General features: G+C 61.1%; 14 protein-coding genes and 5 tRNA genes. 4 read left to right on the forward strand and 15 right to left on the reverse strand.

Annotated elements, in window-relative coordinates; translation table 11 throughout:
- Positions 1-26: 26 nt before the first annotated feature.
- Entirely contained in the window at positions 27-461 is a 435-nt protein-coding gene (locus PQQ52_RS10000; RefSeq protein ID WP_408209888.1) for a universal stress protein, read from the reverse strand.
- Between the two features lie 226 nt (positions 462-687).
- The gene (locus PQQ52_RS10005) at positions 688-1,590 is read right to left on the reverse strand and encodes a LysR family transcriptional regulator (protein WP_408209891.1); all 903 of its coding nucleotides are present in this window, start codon (positions 1,588-1,590) and stop codon (positions 688-690) included.
- A gap of 173 nt (positions 1,591-1,763) precedes the next feature.
- Between PQQ52_RS10005 and PQQ52_RS10010 the strand changes: the two genes are divergently transcribed.
- Together PQQ52_RS10010 and aceB are read left to right on the forward strand one after the other, a co-directional pair.
- The gene (locus PQQ52_RS10010; protein WP_408209894.1) at positions 1,764-2,594 is read left to right on the forward strand and encodes a (S)-2-haloacid dehalogenase; all 831 of its coding nucleotides are present in this window, start codon (positions 1,764-1,766) and stop codon (positions 2,592-2,594) included.
- Positions 2,595-2,677: 83 nt separating this feature from the next.
- The gene (aceB, locus tag PQQ52_RS10015; RefSeq protein WP_408209897.1) at positions 2,678-4,288 is read left to right on the forward strand and encodes a malate synthase A; all 1,611 of its coding nucleotides are present in this window, start codon (positions 2,678-2,680) and stop codon (positions 4,286-4,288) included.
- 243 nt (positions 4,289-4,531) lie between these two features.
- On the opposite strand, the gene PQQ52_RS10020 is transcribed toward aceB, so the two are convergent.
- Positions 4,532-4,933 carry a gamma-glutamylcyclotransferase family protein gene (locus tag PQQ52_RS10020; protein ID WP_408209899.1) on the reverse strand — a complete coding sequence of 134 codons (402 nt, stop codon included), beginning with the start codon at positions 4,931-4,933 and terminating at the stop codon, positions 4,532-4,534.
- A gap of 52 nt (positions 4,934-4,985) precedes the next feature.
- Positions 4,986-5,480, reverse strand: coding sequence for a ribonuclease E activity regulator RraA (gene rraA, locus PQQ52_RS10025; protein WP_408209902.1), 495 nt, complete (start codon positions 5,478-5,480; stop codon positions 4,986-4,988).
- Positions 5,481-5,716: 236 nt separating this feature from the next.
- Between rraA and PQQ52_RS10030 the strand changes: the two genes are divergently transcribed.
- Positions 5,717-6,586, forward strand: coding sequence for an AraC family transcriptional regulator (locus PQQ52_RS10030; RefSeq protein WP_408209905.1), 870 nt, complete (start codon positions 5,717-5,719; stop codon positions 6,584-6,586).
- Between the two features lie 74 nt (positions 6,587-6,660).
- Here the strand turns inward: PQQ52_RS10030 and PQQ52_RS10035 are convergent, their stop codons facing one another.
- The 7 genes from PQQ52_RS10035 to gltX form a co-directional block, all read right to left on the reverse strand.
- Entirely contained in the window at positions 6,661-7,125 is a 465-nt protein-coding gene (locus tag PQQ52_RS10035; protein WP_408209908.1) for a GNAT family N-acetyltransferase, read from the reverse strand.
- Between the two features lie 153 nt (positions 7,126-7,278).
- Positions 7,279-7,355: transfer RNA gene (locus tag PQQ52_RS10040), tRNA-Asp, on the reverse strand.
- 83 nt (positions 7,356-7,438) lie between these two features.
- Positions 7,439-7,514 (reverse strand) — tRNA-Glu (locus tag PQQ52_RS10045).
- Positions 7,515-7,575: 61 nt separating this feature from the next.
- Positions 7,576-7,652, reverse strand: a tRNA-Asp gene (locus PQQ52_RS10050).
- Positions 7,653-7,734: 82 nt separating this feature from the next.
- Positions 7,735-7,810, reverse strand: a tRNA-Glu gene (locus tag PQQ52_RS10055).
- 165 nt (positions 7,811-7,975) lie between these two features.
- Positions 7,976-8,051, reverse strand: a tRNA-Ala gene (locus PQQ52_RS10060).
- 122 nt (positions 8,052-8,173) lie between these two features.
- The gene (gene gltX / locus PQQ52_RS10065; protein WP_408209911.1) at positions 8,174-9,583 is read right to left on the reverse strand and encodes a glutamate--tRNA ligase; all 1,410 of its coding nucleotides are present in this window, start codon (positions 9,581-9,583) and stop codon (positions 8,174-8,176) included.
- A 403-nt stretch (positions 9,584-9,986) separates the two neighbouring features.
- On the opposite strand from gltX, the gene PQQ52_RS10070 reads away from it, so the two are divergent.
- On the forward strand, positions 9,987-10,937 hold the full coding sequence (locus PQQ52_RS10070; RefSeq protein WP_408209913.1) for a patatin-like phospholipase family protein: 951 nt from the start codon (positions 9,987-9,989) through the stop codon (positions 10,935-10,937).
- Between the two features lie 183 nt (positions 10,938-11,120).
- On the opposite strand, the gene PQQ52_RS10075 is transcribed toward PQQ52_RS10070, so the two are convergent.
- From PQQ52_RS10075 to PQQ52_RS10090, 4 genes are all read right to left on the reverse strand, one after another.
- On the reverse strand, positions 11,121-11,786 hold the full coding sequence (locus tag PQQ52_RS10075) for a C40 family peptidase (RefSeq protein WP_408209915.1): 666 nt from the start codon (positions 11,784-11,786) through the stop codon (positions 11,121-11,123).
- 136 nt (positions 11,787-11,922) lie between these two features.
- Positions 11,923-13,548: an ABC transporter ATP-binding protein gene (locus PQQ52_RS10080; protein ID WP_408210332.1), complete on the reverse strand. Its 1,626-nt coding sequence runs from the start codon at positions 13,546-13,548 to the stop codon at positions 11,923-11,925.
- A gap of 5 nt (positions 13,549-13,553) precedes the next feature.
- Entirely contained in the window at positions 13,554-14,660 is a 1,107-nt protein-coding gene (locus tag PQQ52_RS10085; protein ID WP_408209918.1) for an ABC transporter permease, read from the reverse strand.
- Positions 14,660-15,697 (reverse strand): microcin C ABC transporter permease YejB, encoded by a 1,038-nt coding sequence (locus PQQ52_RS10090; protein ID WP_266257344.1) that lies wholly within the window; start codon positions 15,695-15,697, stop codon positions 14,660-14,662. Before PQQ52_RS10090 ends, PQQ52_RS10085 begins: the two co-directional genes overlap by 1 nt.
- Between the last annotated feature and the right edge of the window lie 31 nt (positions 15,698-15,728).

The raw sequence follows: 15,728 nt of genomic DNA on the forward strand, positions 1-15,728 counted from the left end.
CGCGACGGGAATCGTGAGCGTGCACCTCAGCGATACACGATCACCGGAATCTTCGTATGCGTCAGGACCCGCTGCGTCTCGCTGCCGATCAGCAGGCTGCCAAGGCCGCGCCGTCCGTGCGAAGCCATGAAAATCACGTCGCAGGTGCCCTGCTCGGCCGCTTCGATGATGCCGAGGTAGGGCGCTGGATGCACGCTGGTGCGGCTCTCGACCGCGACCCCGACACGGCGCGCGGCCAACTCCACTTCCCGCAGATGCACCCGCGCCTCACGCTCGCTGCGTTGCAAAAATTCAACCGGCGGCTCGATCACGACGTCGGAGAACGGCGAGTAGGGATATTGCGGCAGACAGGCGTAGGCGGTGACGCGAGCGCCGACTGCCTGCGCTAGATCGATGGCGCCGTTTATCGCTTTGCGTGACAGGTCTGAACCATCTGTCGGAACCAGGATGTGCCTGAACATAATGCCCTCCGTCGCCGGCTGCGCGCAGCGCGGCGTCAGCGTTCCACGAGGCTCGACATAGAAGCCGCTTCAATCGATTGTAGTTCGCAGAAATGCGGGTAAGGCCGTCGTGCGGGTCTTTCCGCATATCGGAAACCCGTTGCGCGGGCCTGCGCGACGCTTGTGCAATGCGGGACAAGGGCGCCTTGCACCCAATCACCAAACGTCTGGTGCAACTCAACCACGCTCAATTCCAGTAGTCAGGGTGGCCGTACGTATGCTTGAGAAAGTCCAGAAACAGCCGAACCCGCAGCGGCAAATGGCGGCGCTGCGGAAAAACCGCATGGATGCCGATCGGCGGTGCGGCGAACTCGTCGAGCACGCTAACGAGCCGGCCAGCCGCGATATCCGTCCCGACCTCCCACCACGACCGCCATGCGAGTCCATAACCTTCGAGGCACCACTCGTGCAGCACGGCGCCGTCCGAGCATTCCATCGTGCCGGACACCTTGATCGATACCACCTTGTCGCCCTGCTGGAACATCCAGCCGCGCTGCTGATTGGCGCTCGCGCCAAGCGCGAGGCAGTTGTGGTGCGCGAGATCGGCCAGTGTGTGCGGAGAACCGCGCCGGCTCAGATACGACGGCGAGGCCACGCACACGCGGCGGTTCTCACCGAGCTTGAGCGACACCAGCGACGAATCGGGCAACTCGCCGAGCCGCACGGCGCAGTCGAACCCTTCGTTGACAAGGTCGACCAGCCGGTCGGACAGATCGAGCGTAATCGACACATCCGGATGTGCGACGGTAAAGGGCGGCACCAGCGGCGCAACATGCCGGCGCCCGAAGCCGGCCGGCGCCGACAGCCGCAAATGGCCGCTCGCCTTCACGCCGCCCGCCGACACGCTGGCCTCGGCGTTCTGCATGTCGTGGATGACGCGCTGACAATCTTCGAGAAACGCCGAGCCTTCGAAGGTCAGCGTGATCTTGCGCGTGGTGCGCACCAGCAATTTGACGCCAAGGCGCTCTTCGAGCGCATCGATGCGACGGCCGATGATCGCGGGGGCGACGCCCTCGGCGAGCGCCGCGGCGGACAGGCTGCCCTTGGCCGCGACGGTAACGAAAGTCTCGATCTGCTTGAAACGGTCCATGGGTAGCGGAGCCGCAACGCCGCGAAGGAAATCCTCGGGGCTACACGGGAAAGTGGTCGGTGCGCGCCAGATTAGGTGTATGAAAGTAAAAGATCAAGTGATCTTTAGCCTCTTTTTTAGCGCATAGCATCACTAATACAATCCGTCCTGACCTCTGATAGGAGTGCACGGCAATGTCGGCCACAACGACACCCTTCCCTAAAGCAGTGATTTTCGACGCGTACGGCACGCTTTTCGACGTGCATTCGGTAATCGCCGCCGCGGAGCAGATGTTTCCCGGCCACGGCGACGCGCTGTCGCAGTTGTGGCGCCAAAAACAGATCGAATACACGCAGTTGCGTACGCTCGCTGATCCGGCCGATGCACCCGGCACGCATTACCGGCCGTTCTGGGATATCACGCTCGACGCCCTGCGCTTCGCCACCAAGAAACTGCATCTCACGCTGGGCCGCGCGGCAGAGAAGCGTCTGATGGACGAATATGCGTGCCTGTCCGCTTTCCCCGATGCCGTGCCCACGCTGCGTCAGTTGCGCGACACGCCTTCGGCATCGCCTGCGTCTGCGTCTGCGTGCAGCAGACCCGGCTCACGGCCCGGTCTCGCAATCCTCTCGAACGGCAATCCGCAAATGCTCGACATCGCCGTGAAGAGCGCCGGCATGACGGGCCTGTTCGACCATGTTCTATCCGTCGACACAGTCCGCGCCTACAAACCCTCGCCCACGGCCTACTCGCTCGGCACACAAGCCTTCGATGCGCCGCCGCGCGAGATCGTCTTCGTGTCGTCGAACGGCTGGGACGTGGCAGGCGCGAGCTGGTTCGGCTTCACGACTTTCTGGCTTAACCGGCAAAACGCACCAGCCGAAGAACTCGGCGTCACGCCGCACGGCGCGGGCGGAGGCATGAACGATCTGCTCGCGTTTCTGAAGTCCCTTGCGTCGTCCGACCGCAATAGCGGCACGGGCAATCCAGGTGGCAACCGCACGCGCCACAGCCCTGGCACATGACGGCGACTCCCTGAACCCCACGACGCAATTCAACCGCATCTCAACATTTGCACCTTTGCAATCTGACCGACCAAGGAGAAACCATGGCGAATCCGCTGTCATCGCAATCATCGCTGTCGCTGCCGCAGGGCATGGAAATCACGGCTGAGATCAAGCCGGGCTATGAAGCAATCCTCACCCGCGAAGCACTCGAACTCGTCGCCGCGCTGCATCGCACGTTCGAACCGCGCCGTCAGCAGCTGTTGCAGGCGCGCGCGGAACGCACGAAGCGGCTCGACGCCGGCGAGCGTCCCGATTTCCTCGCCGCCACGAAAAGCGTGCGCGAAGGCGACTGGACGATCGCGCCGCTGCCGCACGATCTGCAATGCCGCCGTGTGGAAATCACCGGACCGGTCGAGCGCAAGATGATCATCAACGCGCTGAATTCGGGCGCGGATTCGTACATGACCGACTTCGAAGATTCGAATGCGCCGAGCTGGGATAACCAGATCACCGGCCACATCAATCTGAAGGACGCGGTGCGCCGCACGATTTCGCTCGAACAGAACGGCAAGTCGTACACACTGAACGACAAGGTCGCCACGCTGATCGTGCGTCCGCGCGGCTGGCACCTGGACGAAAAGCACGTAACGGTGGACGGCAAACGCGTCTCCGGCGGCATCTTCGATTTCGCGCTCTTCATGGTTCACAACGCGAAGGAACAGGTTGCGCGCGGCACGGCGCCCTACTTCTATCTGCCGAAGATGGAGAGCCATCTGGAAGCGCGTCTGTGGAACAACATCTTCCTCGCCGCACAGGAAGCCGTCGGTGTGCCGCGCGGCACAATTCGCGCGACCGTGCTGATCGAGACGATCGTCGCCGCGTTCGAAATGGACGAGATCCTGTACGAGCTGCGCGAACACAGCTCGGGTCTGAACGCTGGCCGTTGGGACTACATCTTCTCGGCGATCAAGAAGTTCAAGAACGACCGCGATTTCTGTCTCGCCGACCGCTCGCAGATCACCATGACTTCGCCGTTCATGCGTGCCTATGCGCTGCTGTTGCTGAAGACTTGCCATCGCCGCAATGCGCCGGCAATCGGCGGCATGAGTGCGCTGATCCCGATCAAGAACGATCCGGCCGCGAACGACAAGGCAATGGGCGGTGTGCGCTCGGACAAGGCACGCGATGCGGGCGACGGTTACGACGGTGGCTGGGTCGCGCATCCGGGGCTCGTGCCGATCGCGATGGAAGAATTCGTCAAGGTGCTCGGCGACAAACCGAACCAGATCGGCAAGCAGCGCGACGACGTGCTCGTCACGGCGACCGATCTGACGGACTTCCGTCCTGAGGCGCCGATCACCGAAGCCGGTCTGCGCAACAACATCAACGTCGGCATTCACTACCTGGGTTCGTGGCTCGCAGGCAATGGCTGCGTGCCGATTCACAACCTGATGGAAGACGCCGCCACTGCGGAGATCTCGCGCTCGCAAGTATGGCAATGGATTCGCTCGCCGAAGGGCAAGCTCGAAGACGGCCGCAAGGTCACGGCCGAGCTGGTGCGCGAGTTGTCGGCGCAAGAACTCGACAAGGTGAAGCAGGCAGTCAGCGGCGATACGAAGCCGTACGATCGTGCCGCACAGATCTTCGAAGAAATGTCGACGTCGGAGCAGTTCACCGACTTCCTGACGCTGCCGCTGTACGAGGAAATCTGAGGCGCCTGAACGGCCTCATGCATCAGCCTGATTTACCAGCAATAACGACGTCGTACCGGGCCCGCTTTCACCCGCCACGCAAGATGAAAGAGCGGCCCGGGTCGCAAGGCTGACCGACCGGACGGCCCGACAGGCGTATGCCTGCCGGGCCGTTTTTTTATGCGCTCGCGATGTGCTGCTATGTGCCCGCTATGCGTTCGTCGTGTGTGCGCGGTGAGTTCGCGGTCGGCGAATTACGCGCCCTCAGCGCGCGCTGCGATACTCGACCCAATCGCCCGACCTGATTTCCGGAAGGCCTTTCACCGCATTGGGAGCCACTGGATAGAAGCGGCAGTTCACGACGTTACCGTCTACTTTCACGATCACTTCGCGCGCGAGGAAACGATCTTCGACGCCGGGATACACCGCTTCGATCTCGTCGAGCACCGCAACCAGTTCATCGTTGATTTCGTAGACGTCCCCTATGACGTCCACGCCCGCTTCGTCGACCACGAGGCCCGGATACAAGCCAAAGTCGAATAGATGGCCGCGTACCGTGGCCGTACCGAGCAGATTCGGTGCGGCGACGTCGTTGCGCGCCGCGGCCTCACTGATGTCGTTCACTTCACCGGCCCGCAACGTGCCGTATACAAAGACGGTCTGCATCGTCGTTTGCTCTCCTTGATTACCGGTTTATGCCCTGGCCGTTGCCGGGGGTTCAGTTCAGCGGCGCGCTCGCCACCAGCACGCCGTCGATATCCGCATAGATCCATTCGCCTGGACGGACCAGCGCGCCCGGCAATTGCACCGGCACGTCACGCTCGCCCGTGCCGAGCTTCTGGCCACGCCGTGGACAGGTCGCCAGCGCCGCCACCCCGACATTGACTTCATTGAGTTCCAGCGTATCGCGCACGCAGCCATTCAGCACGATGCCTGCCCAGCCATTCTGCTCAGCAATTTGCGCGAGATTGCCGCCTACCAGCGCGCAACGCAGACTGCCCCCGCCGTCGACGACCAGCACCCGGCCCGCGCCCTTCTCCTCGAGCGTGGTGCGTACGAGTGCGTTGTCTTCGAACACCTTTAGCGTGACCGCCTCGCCGCTGAAACACTCAGCGCGACTGAAAAGATGGAAGACCGGTTCGAGGACGCGCAGCGTTCCGAGCGCCAGTTGATCCTCGTGCGCGTCGCACAAGTCAGCGGTTGCAAAGCTCATGGGGGCCTCCTCGGGATCCGTGCAATCGGGACATTATGCAACGTTGACACCGGCGTAACACCTACAATGAGAAGCCCCGGGTGGTTTTGGATCTGGGCCTTCGGGTCTGGGCCTTCGGGTCTGCGCTCCTAACGCTATGCGCCTGAAGGCTCGGTGCCCGAGCGCTCTGAACTCGTGGGTTCCGTGTTTGCAGGCTCTGCGGTTTTTGAGTTACGTCCATTGGATCGCTCTTCAACATGAATTCGCCCACTGACCCAGTCCAGTCGAGCCGGAACGATTTCGCCGACATCCCGCCTGAATTCCAGCCGACGCAAACGCACCCGATCCGCGTGCGCTCGCGGCTGATGCCCTCGGGCTGGCGTATCGCACGACACACACACGCGTGGGCACAGGTGGCCTATGCGTCGCGCGGCGTGTTGCGTGTCGCGACGACCGGTACGACGTGGATGGTGCCGCCGTCCCGGGCGATCTGGGTGCCGCCGCATGTGACACACGAAGTGGTCGCAGTCGAGGATGCCTTTCTGCGCACGCTATACATTACCGAAAGCACCGTCCCGGAAGGACTGGATACGCCACGCGTGGTCGAAGTATCGGATCTGCTGCGTGAAGTCATCGCCGCGCTCGATACGCCTGGCATCTCGGCGACGCGCGAACAGTTGCTAGGTGCGCTCGCACTCGACGAACTGACGCGTTCGGAGCCACTGCCTCTGTCCGTGCCGATGCCCAACGAGAAGCGCTTGCGCGCGTTGTGCGAGGCCGTGATCGCAGACCCGACGAACGGCGATTCGCTCGAACAATGGGCATCGAGCGTGGGTGCGAGTACGCGCACGATTGCGCGGCTGTTTCGTCAGGAGTTGGGCGTAAGCTTTTCGCAATGGCGTCAGCAGGCAGTTCTGGCGCGCGCGATTCCGCTGTTGAGCCAAGGACGGCCGCTTTCGCATGTCGCGCAGGAACTGGGTTATCAGAGCCAGAGTGCGTTCTCGGCAATGTTCCGGCGGGCATTCGGCGAAAGTCCACGTGCATTCATCGAACGCGGCTCCGAACATCGTGTGGAGAGCGGTAATCCTAGCGATACAGAAACTGATGAAGAGACAGCGCGAAAGTGACGGCATAGCTCACAACCGTTAGCCGCGTTGCATCAGATGCGGTGAGTCAAACTCAGTGAGTCAACCGCGTTGAGTCAGACACGCCGCGCCAGATGACGGATCGCCCCGAGTTGCGCCAGACGCGGTCCCGTCAGCTTGTACCCCTTGCGCTGATACAGCCGCGCGGCAGGATTGTCGACGAACACACGCAACTGCAACTCGCGCAGCCCGCGCTCGCGCGCCCACTGATGGGACATATCGAGAAGATACGTGCCGGCGCCGAGCCGCCGATGCCCTTCAGCGATCTGCACGTCGCGAATATGCAGAGAATCGCCTTCTTGCGTGATGCGCAGCACGCCGATTGGCTGGCTGTCCACTTCGAGAATGAAATTCTCCGACTCGCGCCAGCTGCCGAGAAACAGATCGCCACGCCAGACCAGATGGTGCCGGCGATAGTAGCCACCCATGTTATCGCGGGTCAGCGCCTCGGCGAACTCGAAATCGTCCATGCTGGCGCTGCGCAGATGAAACGGTGACGGAGCTTCGGTTGGATCGAACATGGTGGAGCGACGAAGATGAGTCGGGTCAACGGTAAAACAGGCCGCGCGCGCTGGCAATGGCTGTTTGTCCCGAGCATACCCGGACGATACCCGGGCAAACTGACCGCGGAAATAAAAAAAGCCCACTTCTTTCGAAGAGGGCTTCTTAAAATCTGGCGGAGCGGACGGGACTCGAACCCGCGACCCCCGGCGTGACAGGCCGGTATTCTAACCAACTGAACTACCGCTCCAGATTTTTGCATCGTGGCTTGTGAGCTTTGCTCATTTCACCAACTACACCGTTCACATTGATCAATGAACGACGCCGATGTCTTGGCGTCCCCTAGGGGATTCGAACCCCTGTACTCACCGTGAAAGGGTGATGTCCTAGGCCTCTAGACGAAGGGGACAACGTACTGCTTACACCTTTAATGAAAAAGCCCGTTCAAGTTCGCATGAACGGGCTTTGTCTGGCGGAGTGGACGGGACTCGAACCCGCGACCCCCGGCGTGACAGGCCGGTATTCTAACCAACTGAACTACCACTCCAGTTTTCCCATCATGACTTGCGAGCGTTGGTTTTTTCTCTGCAAGCTGCGCTGCTTCACTACTTCCAAGCGACGCTGATGTTTGGCGTCCCCTAGGGGATTCGAACCCCTGTACTCACCGTGAAAGGGTGATGTCCTAGGCCTCTAGACGAAGGGGACATAATCTTTTCAGATCTGTCTTTATCTTGCCGCTAACTCGCCTTAACTTCAGGCTAACTTTGTTCCGTCAGCAGCAAAGACCAATATTCTAACTACGTTACAGCTGTTTGTGAAGTCTTTTTTGCTACAAGCTCCAGACTTCGGAACCACTTCACTCTGCTCTGATGGTGGAGGTAAGCGGGATCGAACCGCTGACCTCTTGCATGCCATGCAAGCGCTCTCCCAGCTGAGCTATACCCCCCTTGCAGAACAGAAACGAGATTTTAGAGGCCAATTTGCGCTTTGTAAATACCCTTTGAGCAATCGCATGCGACTTTTTTCGCAAGTCGCATGCAAACAATCTCAAGGCATGCAGGAACGCGCTTAAGCCAACGCTTTTTCGATACGGCTCACCACAACATCGCGACCAAACAGCATCAGCACGCTGTCGATCGACGGCGTATGCGTGGTGCCCGCCACCAGCAGACGAACCGGCATGGCCAGTTGCGGCATCTTCAGCTTGTGTGCGCCGAGCGTTGCCTTCAATGTCGCAGCGATCGCTTCCTTGGTCCACTCAACCGTCTTGAGCGAAGCAGCCAGCTCGGCAAGCGCCGGACGCACGATATCAGTGACGTGCTGCGCAAGCGCATCGGCTTCGGGGGCGGGCACGCGATAGAACATCGCGGCATTTTCGGCGATTTCCTTCACTGTCGACGCGCGGTCCTTCAGCAAGCCCACCACCGACGTCAGATCGGCGCCTTGTGCGATGGCGGCTTCGTCGATACCCAGTTCAGTGAAGAACGGCTTTGCAAGCTCCGCGAGGCGCGCGTTGTCCGCTTCCTTGATGTAGTGCGCGTTGAGCCAGTTCAACTTGTCGTGGTCGTACTGAGCCGGCGACTTGCCCAGATGCTCCAGATCGAACCATTCGACGAACTGCTCACGCGTGAAGATTTCCGCATCGCCATGCGACCAGCCCAGACGCGCCAGATAGTTGACCACGGCTTCTGGCAGAAAGCCTGCGTCGCGATAACCCACCACGCTCATCGCGCCGTGACGCTTGCTCATCTTCTCGCCCTGCTCGTTCAGCACGGTCGGCAAGTGCGCGTAGACCGGCGGCTCACCGCCCAGCGCGCGCAGGATGTTGATCTGCCGCGGCGTGTTATTCACGTGATCGTCACCACGAATGACGTGCGTGATGCGCATGTCCAGATCGTCCACCACCACGCAGAAGTTGTAGGTCGGTGTGCCGTCCGGGCGCGCGATCACGAGGTCGTCGAGTTCTTCATTCGAGATCTCGATACGTCCCTTCACGGCGTCGTCCCATGCGACTACACCCGTGAGCGGATTGCGGAAACGCAGCACGGGCTGCACACCCGCCGGCGGCTCCGGCAAGACCTTGCCGGGTTCCGGGCGCCACGTGCCGTCATAGCGCGGCTTTTCGCCGGCCTCACGCTGACGTTCACGCAGTGCGTCCAGTTCTTCCGTGGACATGTAGCACGGATACACGAGCCCTGCGTCCTGCATCTGCTTGAGCACTTCGCCGTAACGGTCCATGCGCTGCATCTGATAGAACGGGCCTTCGTCAAAGTCAAGGCCGAGCCACGCCATACCTTCGAGAATGGCGTCGACGGATTCGGAAGTGGAGCGCTCGACGTCGGTGTCCTCGATCCGCAGCACGAAGGTCCCTTTCATCTTGCGCGCGAACGCCCACGGATAAAGCGCGGAGCGAATGTTGCCGAGGTGGATGAAGCCGGTGGGACTCGGTGCGAAACGGGTACGGACGGAGGTGGTCATTAGCGGTTACTCGGAAGACGGGCGCCGGCGCCGTAGCAAACATCGCCAGTGAAGCGCGGCTGCGGACCGCGTCCGTGCAGCAGACAACGCCTTACACGGACACGAAGGAAATAAATGCGAGAGCCGAATTATACCTTCCGAACACCTGTTGCCCGCCCTCGTCCGAATGGCCAACGGCAGCACACAAGGCGCTCGCGAAGCCTGCGAGCACTTCCTCTGCAACGTTTCATTACCGGGTCAACGCGCACCCGGAGCTTTGATTTATGATGTGCGCGCGCTGCGGGTGGGGATAGAACCACAGCGTATGGAATCGCCACCGGCACTCCGATCCGTTTGACTATCCGCCTGATCGCGGCACAGGTGGCGCCGATTGCGCCGCCCTTGGCCGTTGCTGGAGAACCCGTTGAAACCGTCATCCCCTCGCCTCGCCCGTCGTCACTTCTCATTGGCGGCCGCATCCGCGTTGCTGGCCGCCTGCACCACGACCGGCGCCAGCAAGACCGATAGCACACCGGTTGCCGCCACGCCGGCCACCAGCATGCCACCGCTCGACAAACCGCAGCGAACGATCCGCGTCGGGCTCGCGCTAGGCGGCGGCGCGGCGCGCGGCTTCGCGCACATCGGCGTGATCAAGGCACTCGAGGCGCGCAATATCCAGGTCGATCTGGTGGCCGGCACGAGCGCGGGTTCGGTAGTCGGTGCGCTGTACGCCTCGGGAATGAACGGCTTTGCGCTGAACAAGCTCGCGCTGACCATGGACGAAGCGTCAATCAGCGACTGGGCCATGCCGTTTCGCACGCGCGGCTTTCTGCAAGGCATCGCGTTGCAGAACTACCTGAATACGACGCTCAACAATCGTCCGATCGAGAAAATGGTCAAGCCACTCGGCGTGGTCGCCACCGATCTGGGGACCGGCCAGCCGATCCTGTTCCAGCGCGGCAACACCGGCATTGCGGTGCGTGCGTCATGCAGCGTGCCGTCGATTTTCGAGCCGGTAAAGATCGGCGGCCACGAATATGTGGACGGCGGCCTGGTAAGCCCCGTGCCCGCCTCGTTCGCACGCAAGATGGGCGCGGATTTCGTGATCGCCGTGGACATTTCTCAGCGCCCGGAAAGCGGTCTCACTGTCAGTTCGTTCGACGTGCTGATGCAGACCTTCACGATCATGGGCCAGACGATCAAGACCTACGAACTCGACAAGTACGCCGACGTCGTGATCCGGCCGAATCTGGCAGCCATGAGCGGCAGCGATTTCTCGCAGCGCAACGCAGCGATCCTGGCCGGTGAGGAAGCAGTGGCGAAGATAATGCCGGAGTTGCAACGCAAGCTAGCCGCGAGCCGCATCGCGGCTTAAGCCGAGGAAAGCGCCGGTTACAGCGACCGGCACTTCGGCTGTCCTCACGCGCGCGGCGCGGACATAGCCTGGGGTACGGCGCGAATGATTCGCCGACACATCGGCAAGTTCAAACGCAAAAAGCCTGCTTCGAACGAAGCAGGCTTTTTTTCACACCCCAACCGCCGGTGCGGGCTAAATCAGTTACTGATTACCACCAATCGAGGCATTCACGCGTTTGCGCAGATCGTCACCTTCCTGATAGGACGTCTCGATCCGGCGTGCACCCGTGAAACGCTTTTCCCAGTAGCCGCTATCCAGATCGTCGACGCGGATCGTGCTGCCCGTGGAAGGCGAATGCACGAACTTGTTGTCGCCGATATAGATGCCGACGTGCGAGAACGTACGGCGCATCGTATTGAAGAAGACCAGATCGCCCGGCTTCAGGTCGCTGACGCGAACCTTCTCGCCGACGCGGCTCATTTCCTCGGCGCGGCGCGGCAGCGCCATACCGAGCGTGTCCTGGAACACGTAACGAACGAAACCGCTGCAATCGAGCCCCGAATCGGGCGTATTACCACCCCAACGGTAGCGAACGCCGATCATGTTCAGCGCGCCGACCACCACGTCGCCCGCTTTTCCGGCCATGCCGGACAGGAACGATTTGGCGCCGCCGTCGCTGTCAGGCGCGGCGGATTGCGAATTGAGGGGAGACAAAGAATTCGACCCGCTGGGGGTCGAATATGAGGCATTCTGATTAAAACTGCTTACTTCGTCGGCGAAAGCGCCGGGAGCTGCTGCCATCAAGACGCCAATGAACATCCCGGCGACGACGCGCGTGCAAGCCTGGGTTAGGTTTCTGTGCTGCATTGGTCGGTATTTTTTGCCTAAAAATCAGTGGGCTACGGAAAAAGTTTGGTCGATACTAGCCAGTAAGTATTCGTGTGTCAAAACAAATAGAAAAATACAATCGAGACACGCACCCAATTGGTGAAAGAGTGCAAAATCAGTGGTCAAGCGCCGCTTTCAGCAGCTTTCGAGTGTAAGGATGCGCCGGTGTCGCAAAAATCTGCTCAACGTCGCCGCTTTCGACGATTGAACCGTTTTGCATGACCGCGACACGATGCGCCATCGCCCCGATCACGGCCAGATCGTGGCTGATGAAAACGAAGCCGAGGTTGTACTTCTGTTGCAACCCGGCGAGCAGTTTCAGCACCTGCTGCTGGATCGACACGTCGAGCGCGCTGGTCGGTTCGTCGAGGATCAGAATGCGCGGCTCCAGCACCAGAGCACGCGCAATCGCAATTCGCTGACGCTGGCCGCCGGAGAACTCGTGCGGATAGCGATACAGCACCGTGCGGTCCAACCCAACTTCGCGCAGGACCGATACCACCTTGTCGTGCCGCGCCTCCTGACTCATTTGCGGCCGATGCAACGCCAGCCCTTCGCCGACGATCCGCTCGATGGTCTGGCGCGGCGACAGCGAACTGAACGGGTCCTGAAAGACAACCTGCATATTCGAGCGTAAGGCGGTCTGTTCGGCGCCGCGATAGCTGCCGAGCACCCTGCCCTGAAATTCGATCTCACCGTGCGCGGTGCGTTGCAAGCCAAGCAACGCCATCGCGAGCGTCGATTTGCCCGAACCCGATTCGCCGACGATCCCCAGCGTCTCGCCCTGGCGCACCGACACATTCGCATCGGCGACGGCACGAAAGTGCCCCGAGCGGAACCAGCCGCTCCAGCCCGGCAGTTTCGTTTTGAAATCGACCGAAACATCGCGCGCTTCGAGCAGCACCGGTGAAATCGGCAGCACAGGGACCACCGTGCGCTGCGGACGGCTCGCCAGCAAACGTTGCGTGTACGGATGCTGCGGAGACTCGAATACCTGCTCGACCGGCCCGCTTTCCACGAGTACGCCCCTCTCCATCACGGCGATGCGTTGCGCGAAGTGCCGCACCAGATTCAGGTCGTGCGTGATCAGCAGCACGGCCATGCCGCGTTTCTCGGCTTCGTCGCGTTGCAGTTCCAGCAGCAGGTCGACGATCTGCGCGCGGATCGTCACGTCGAGCGCCGTTGTCGGTTCGTCGGCCAGCAACAGGCGTGGGCGGCACGCGAGCGCCATCGCGATCATGGCGCGCTGCCGCTGACCGCCCGAGAGCTGATGCGGATAGCTGTTCACACGCTTGCCGGGCTCGGCAATGCCTGTGCGCCCCAGCAACGCCACGGCGCGCTTACGTGCCTCGTTCGCCGTTACGCCGTCGTGCACGACGATCGTCTCCGCAATCTGGTCGCCGACCGTATAGAGCGGATTGAGCGCTGTCATCGGCTCCTGGAAAATCATCGCGATGGCCGAGCCGCGCATGCCGCGCATCTCGCGTTCGCTTTTTGCGAGCAGATCTTCGCCGTCGAAGCGGATCGATCCGCTCACTTGCGCATCGCTCAACAGACGCAGGATCGACAGTGCGGTCACGCTCTTGCCCGAACCCGATTCACCGACCAGCGCGACCCGCTCGCCGCGCTGGATCGCGAGCGTCACGTCGTTCACCGCAACCGTGTCGCCGAAGGTCACATGCAGATGATCGAGTTCTAGCAGCGGCGGCGTCGTGCCTTGTTTTGCGTTGTTTTCCACCATGGCGCTCACTGGTTGCCTCCTGCACGCATGGCGTCGGAGATGCGCGTGTCCAGCGCATTGCGCAGGGCATCGCCCATGAACGTCAGCAGCAACAGCATCGCCACCAGCACGCCGAAAGTGGACAACGATATCCACCATGCGTCGAGATTCGCCTTGCCTTGCGCAAGCAGTTCGCCCAGGCTCGGTGTCGGTGACGGCACGCCGAGCCCAAGAAAGTCGAGACTGGTGAGCGCGAGAATCGCGCCGCTCATGCGGAACGGCAGAAACGTGATCACTGGCGTCAAACTGTTCGGCAATACGTGCCGCCACATGATCTGCCAGTTCGAGAGTCCCATCGCCCGCGCGGCACGCACATAGTCCTGGTGACGGTTGCGCAGAAACTCCGCGCGCACGTAATCGGACAAACCGATCCAGCCGAACAACGACAGCAGCACGATCAGCAGAATGAACCCCGGCTCGAAGATCGACGAGAAAATGATCAACAGGTAAAGCTCCGGCATGGCACTCCAGATTTCGATCAGACGCTGCCCGATGATATCGGTACGTCCTCCGAAGTAACCCTGCACGGCGCCCGCGGCAATCCCGAGCACGGTGCCAATCAAGGTCAGCACCAGGCCAAATTCCACCGACACGCGAAAACCGTACAGCAGACGTGCGAAGAGATCGCGGCCGCGGTCGTCCGTGCCGAGCCAGTTATCGCGCGACGGCGGCGCCGGGTTCGGTTCCTTCGAGAAATAATTCAGCGTGTCGTAGTAGTACCGGTTCGGCGGATACACCGCGAAATTACCCGGCGTGTCGAAACGACGCTCGATATACGGGTCGAGATAGTCGGCGGGCGTCGGGAAATCGCCGCCGAAGGTCGTCTCCGCGTAGGTCTTGAACATCGGAAAATACAACTGCCCTTCGTAGCGCACCACGAGTGGCTTGTCGTTCGACCACAGCGGTCCCGCGAGGCTCGCCGCAAACGCGACGACGAAAATGATCAGACTCCAGTAGCCAAGGCGCTGCTGACGAAAACGCCGCCAGACGCGGCGCGCCGGCGTAGGCGACACGAAAGCGCGAGCCGGTTCGGTGCGCGCCGCCGCATCGGCTGAAAGACGGGCTCGATTCATCAGCGCTCCAGTTGTTCGAATTGGATGCGGGGATCGACCCACACATAGCAAAGATCGGAAATCAGCTTGGTCGCAAGACCGATCAATGTGAATAGATAGAGCGTGCCGAGCACGACCGGATAGTCGCGCCGCACCACCGATTCGTACGACAGCAAGCCGAGTCCGTCGAGCGAAAACAGCGTCTCGATCAGCAGACTCCCCGTGAAAAACGCCCCGATAAACGCCGCCGGGAATCCGACGATCAGCGGCAACAACGCATTGCGAAACACGTGCTTCCACAACACACGCTTTTCCGACAAACCTTTGGCGCGCGCGGTCAGCACGTATTGCTTGCGGATTTCGTCGAGGAAGGCATTTTTCGTCAGCATTGTGACGACGGCGAAACTGCCCACCACCGAGGCCGTGATCGGCAACGTGATATGCCACAGGTAATCGACGATCTTGCCGCCAAAACTCAACTGCGCCCAGTTATCCGAGGTGAGATTGCGCAGCGGGAAGAGTTGCAGGAAGCTGCCGCCGCCGAACAGCACCAGCAACAGCACGCCCAGCACAAAACCCGGAATGGCATAGCCGACTAACACGACGAGACTCGTTGCGATATCGAAGCGCGAGCCGTTGCGTACCGCCTTGGCGATACCCAGAGGCACCGATATCAGGTACGTCAGGAAGAAAGTCCATAAGCCGATGCTGATCGACACCGGCAACTTCGAAACGATCAGCGACCACACGCTTTGATGACGGAAATAGCTCTGACCGAGGTCGAACGTCGAGAAGCGTTTTAGCATCAGGACGTAGCGTTCGAGCGGCGGTTTGTCGAAGCCATATAGCACTTTCAGTTGCGCGATCTGCTGCGCGTCGACGCCGGTATGCGCACGCAGACCGAACGGCGCCCCGTTCTCCGCGCCTTTGCGCAGTTCGTGCTGCATCTGTTCGACCGGGCCGCCGGGGACGAACTGGATCACGACAAAGGTCAGCGTCAGCACGCCGAGCAAGGTCGGGATCATCAACAGCAGGCGTTTGAGGATGTAGCTCCACATGGCGTCGTTTCCGGTGCGAAGGCGATGAGTG

Origin of the sequence: Paraburkholderia sediminicola (assembly GCF_046030555.1) — a bacterium.
GTDB classification, from domain to species: Bacteria; Pseudomonadota; Gammaproteobacteria; order Burkholderiales; family Burkholderiaceae; genus Paraburkholderia; species Paraburkholderia sediminicola_E.

What these genes read in the sequence shown, in the direction of transcription:
- PQQ52_RS10090 (WP_266257344.1), bottom strand. Translation starts at nt 15,697, where the DNA reads ATGTGGAGCTACATCCTCAAACGCCTGCTGTTGATGATCCCGACCTTG.
- PQQ52_RS10085 (WP_408209918.1), bottom strand. Translation starts at nt 14,660, where the DNA reads ATGAATCGAGCCCGTCTTTCAGCCGATGCGGCGGCGCGCACCGAACCG.
- PQQ52_RS10035 (WP_408209908.1), bottom strand. Translation starts at nt 7,125, where the DNA reads ATGTTCGATCCAACCGAAGCTCCGTCACCGTTTCATCTGCGCAGCGCC.
- PQQ52_RS10005 (WP_408209891.1), bottom strand. Translation starts at nt 1,590, where the DNA reads ATGGACCGTTTCAAGCAGATCGAGACTTTCGTTACCGTCGCGGCCAAG.
- gltX (WP_408209911.1), bottom strand. Translation starts at nt 9,583, where the DNA reads ATGACCACCTCCGTCCGTACCCGTTTCGCACCGAGTCCCACCGGCTTC.
- PQQ52_RS10010 (WP_408209894.1), top strand. Translation starts at nt 1,764, where the DNA reads ATGTCGGCCACAACGACACCCTTCCCTAAAGCAGTGATTTTCGACGCG.
- PQQ52_RS10000 (WP_408209888.1), bottom strand. Translation starts at nt 461, where the DNA reads ATGTTCAGGCACATCCTGGTTCCGACAGATGGTTCAGACCTGTCACGC.
- PQQ52_RS10030 (WP_408209905.1), top strand. Translation starts at nt 5,717, where the DNA reads ATGAATTCGCCCACTGACCCAGTCCAGTCGAGCCGGAACGATTTCGCC.
- aceB (WP_408209897.1), top strand. Translation starts at nt 2,678, where the DNA reads ATGGCGAATCCGCTGTCATCGCAATCATCGCTGTCGCTGCCGCAGGGC.
- PQQ52_RS10075 (WP_408209915.1), bottom strand. Translation starts at nt 11,786, where the DNA reads ATGCAGCACAGAAACCTAACCCAGGCTTGCACGCGCGTCGTCGCCGGG.
- PQQ52_RS10020 (WP_408209899.1), bottom strand. Translation starts at nt 4,933, where the DNA reads ATGCAGACCGTCTTTGTATACGGCACGTTGCGGGCCGGTGAAGTGAAC.
- rraA (WP_408209902.1), bottom strand. Translation starts at nt 5,480, where the DNA reads ATGAGCTTTGCAACCGCTGACTTGTGCGACGCGCACGAGGATCAACTG.
- PQQ52_RS10080 (WP_408210332.1), bottom strand. Translation starts at nt 13,548, where the DNA reads ATGGTGGAAAACAACGCAAAACAAGGCACGACGCCGCCGCTGCTAGAA.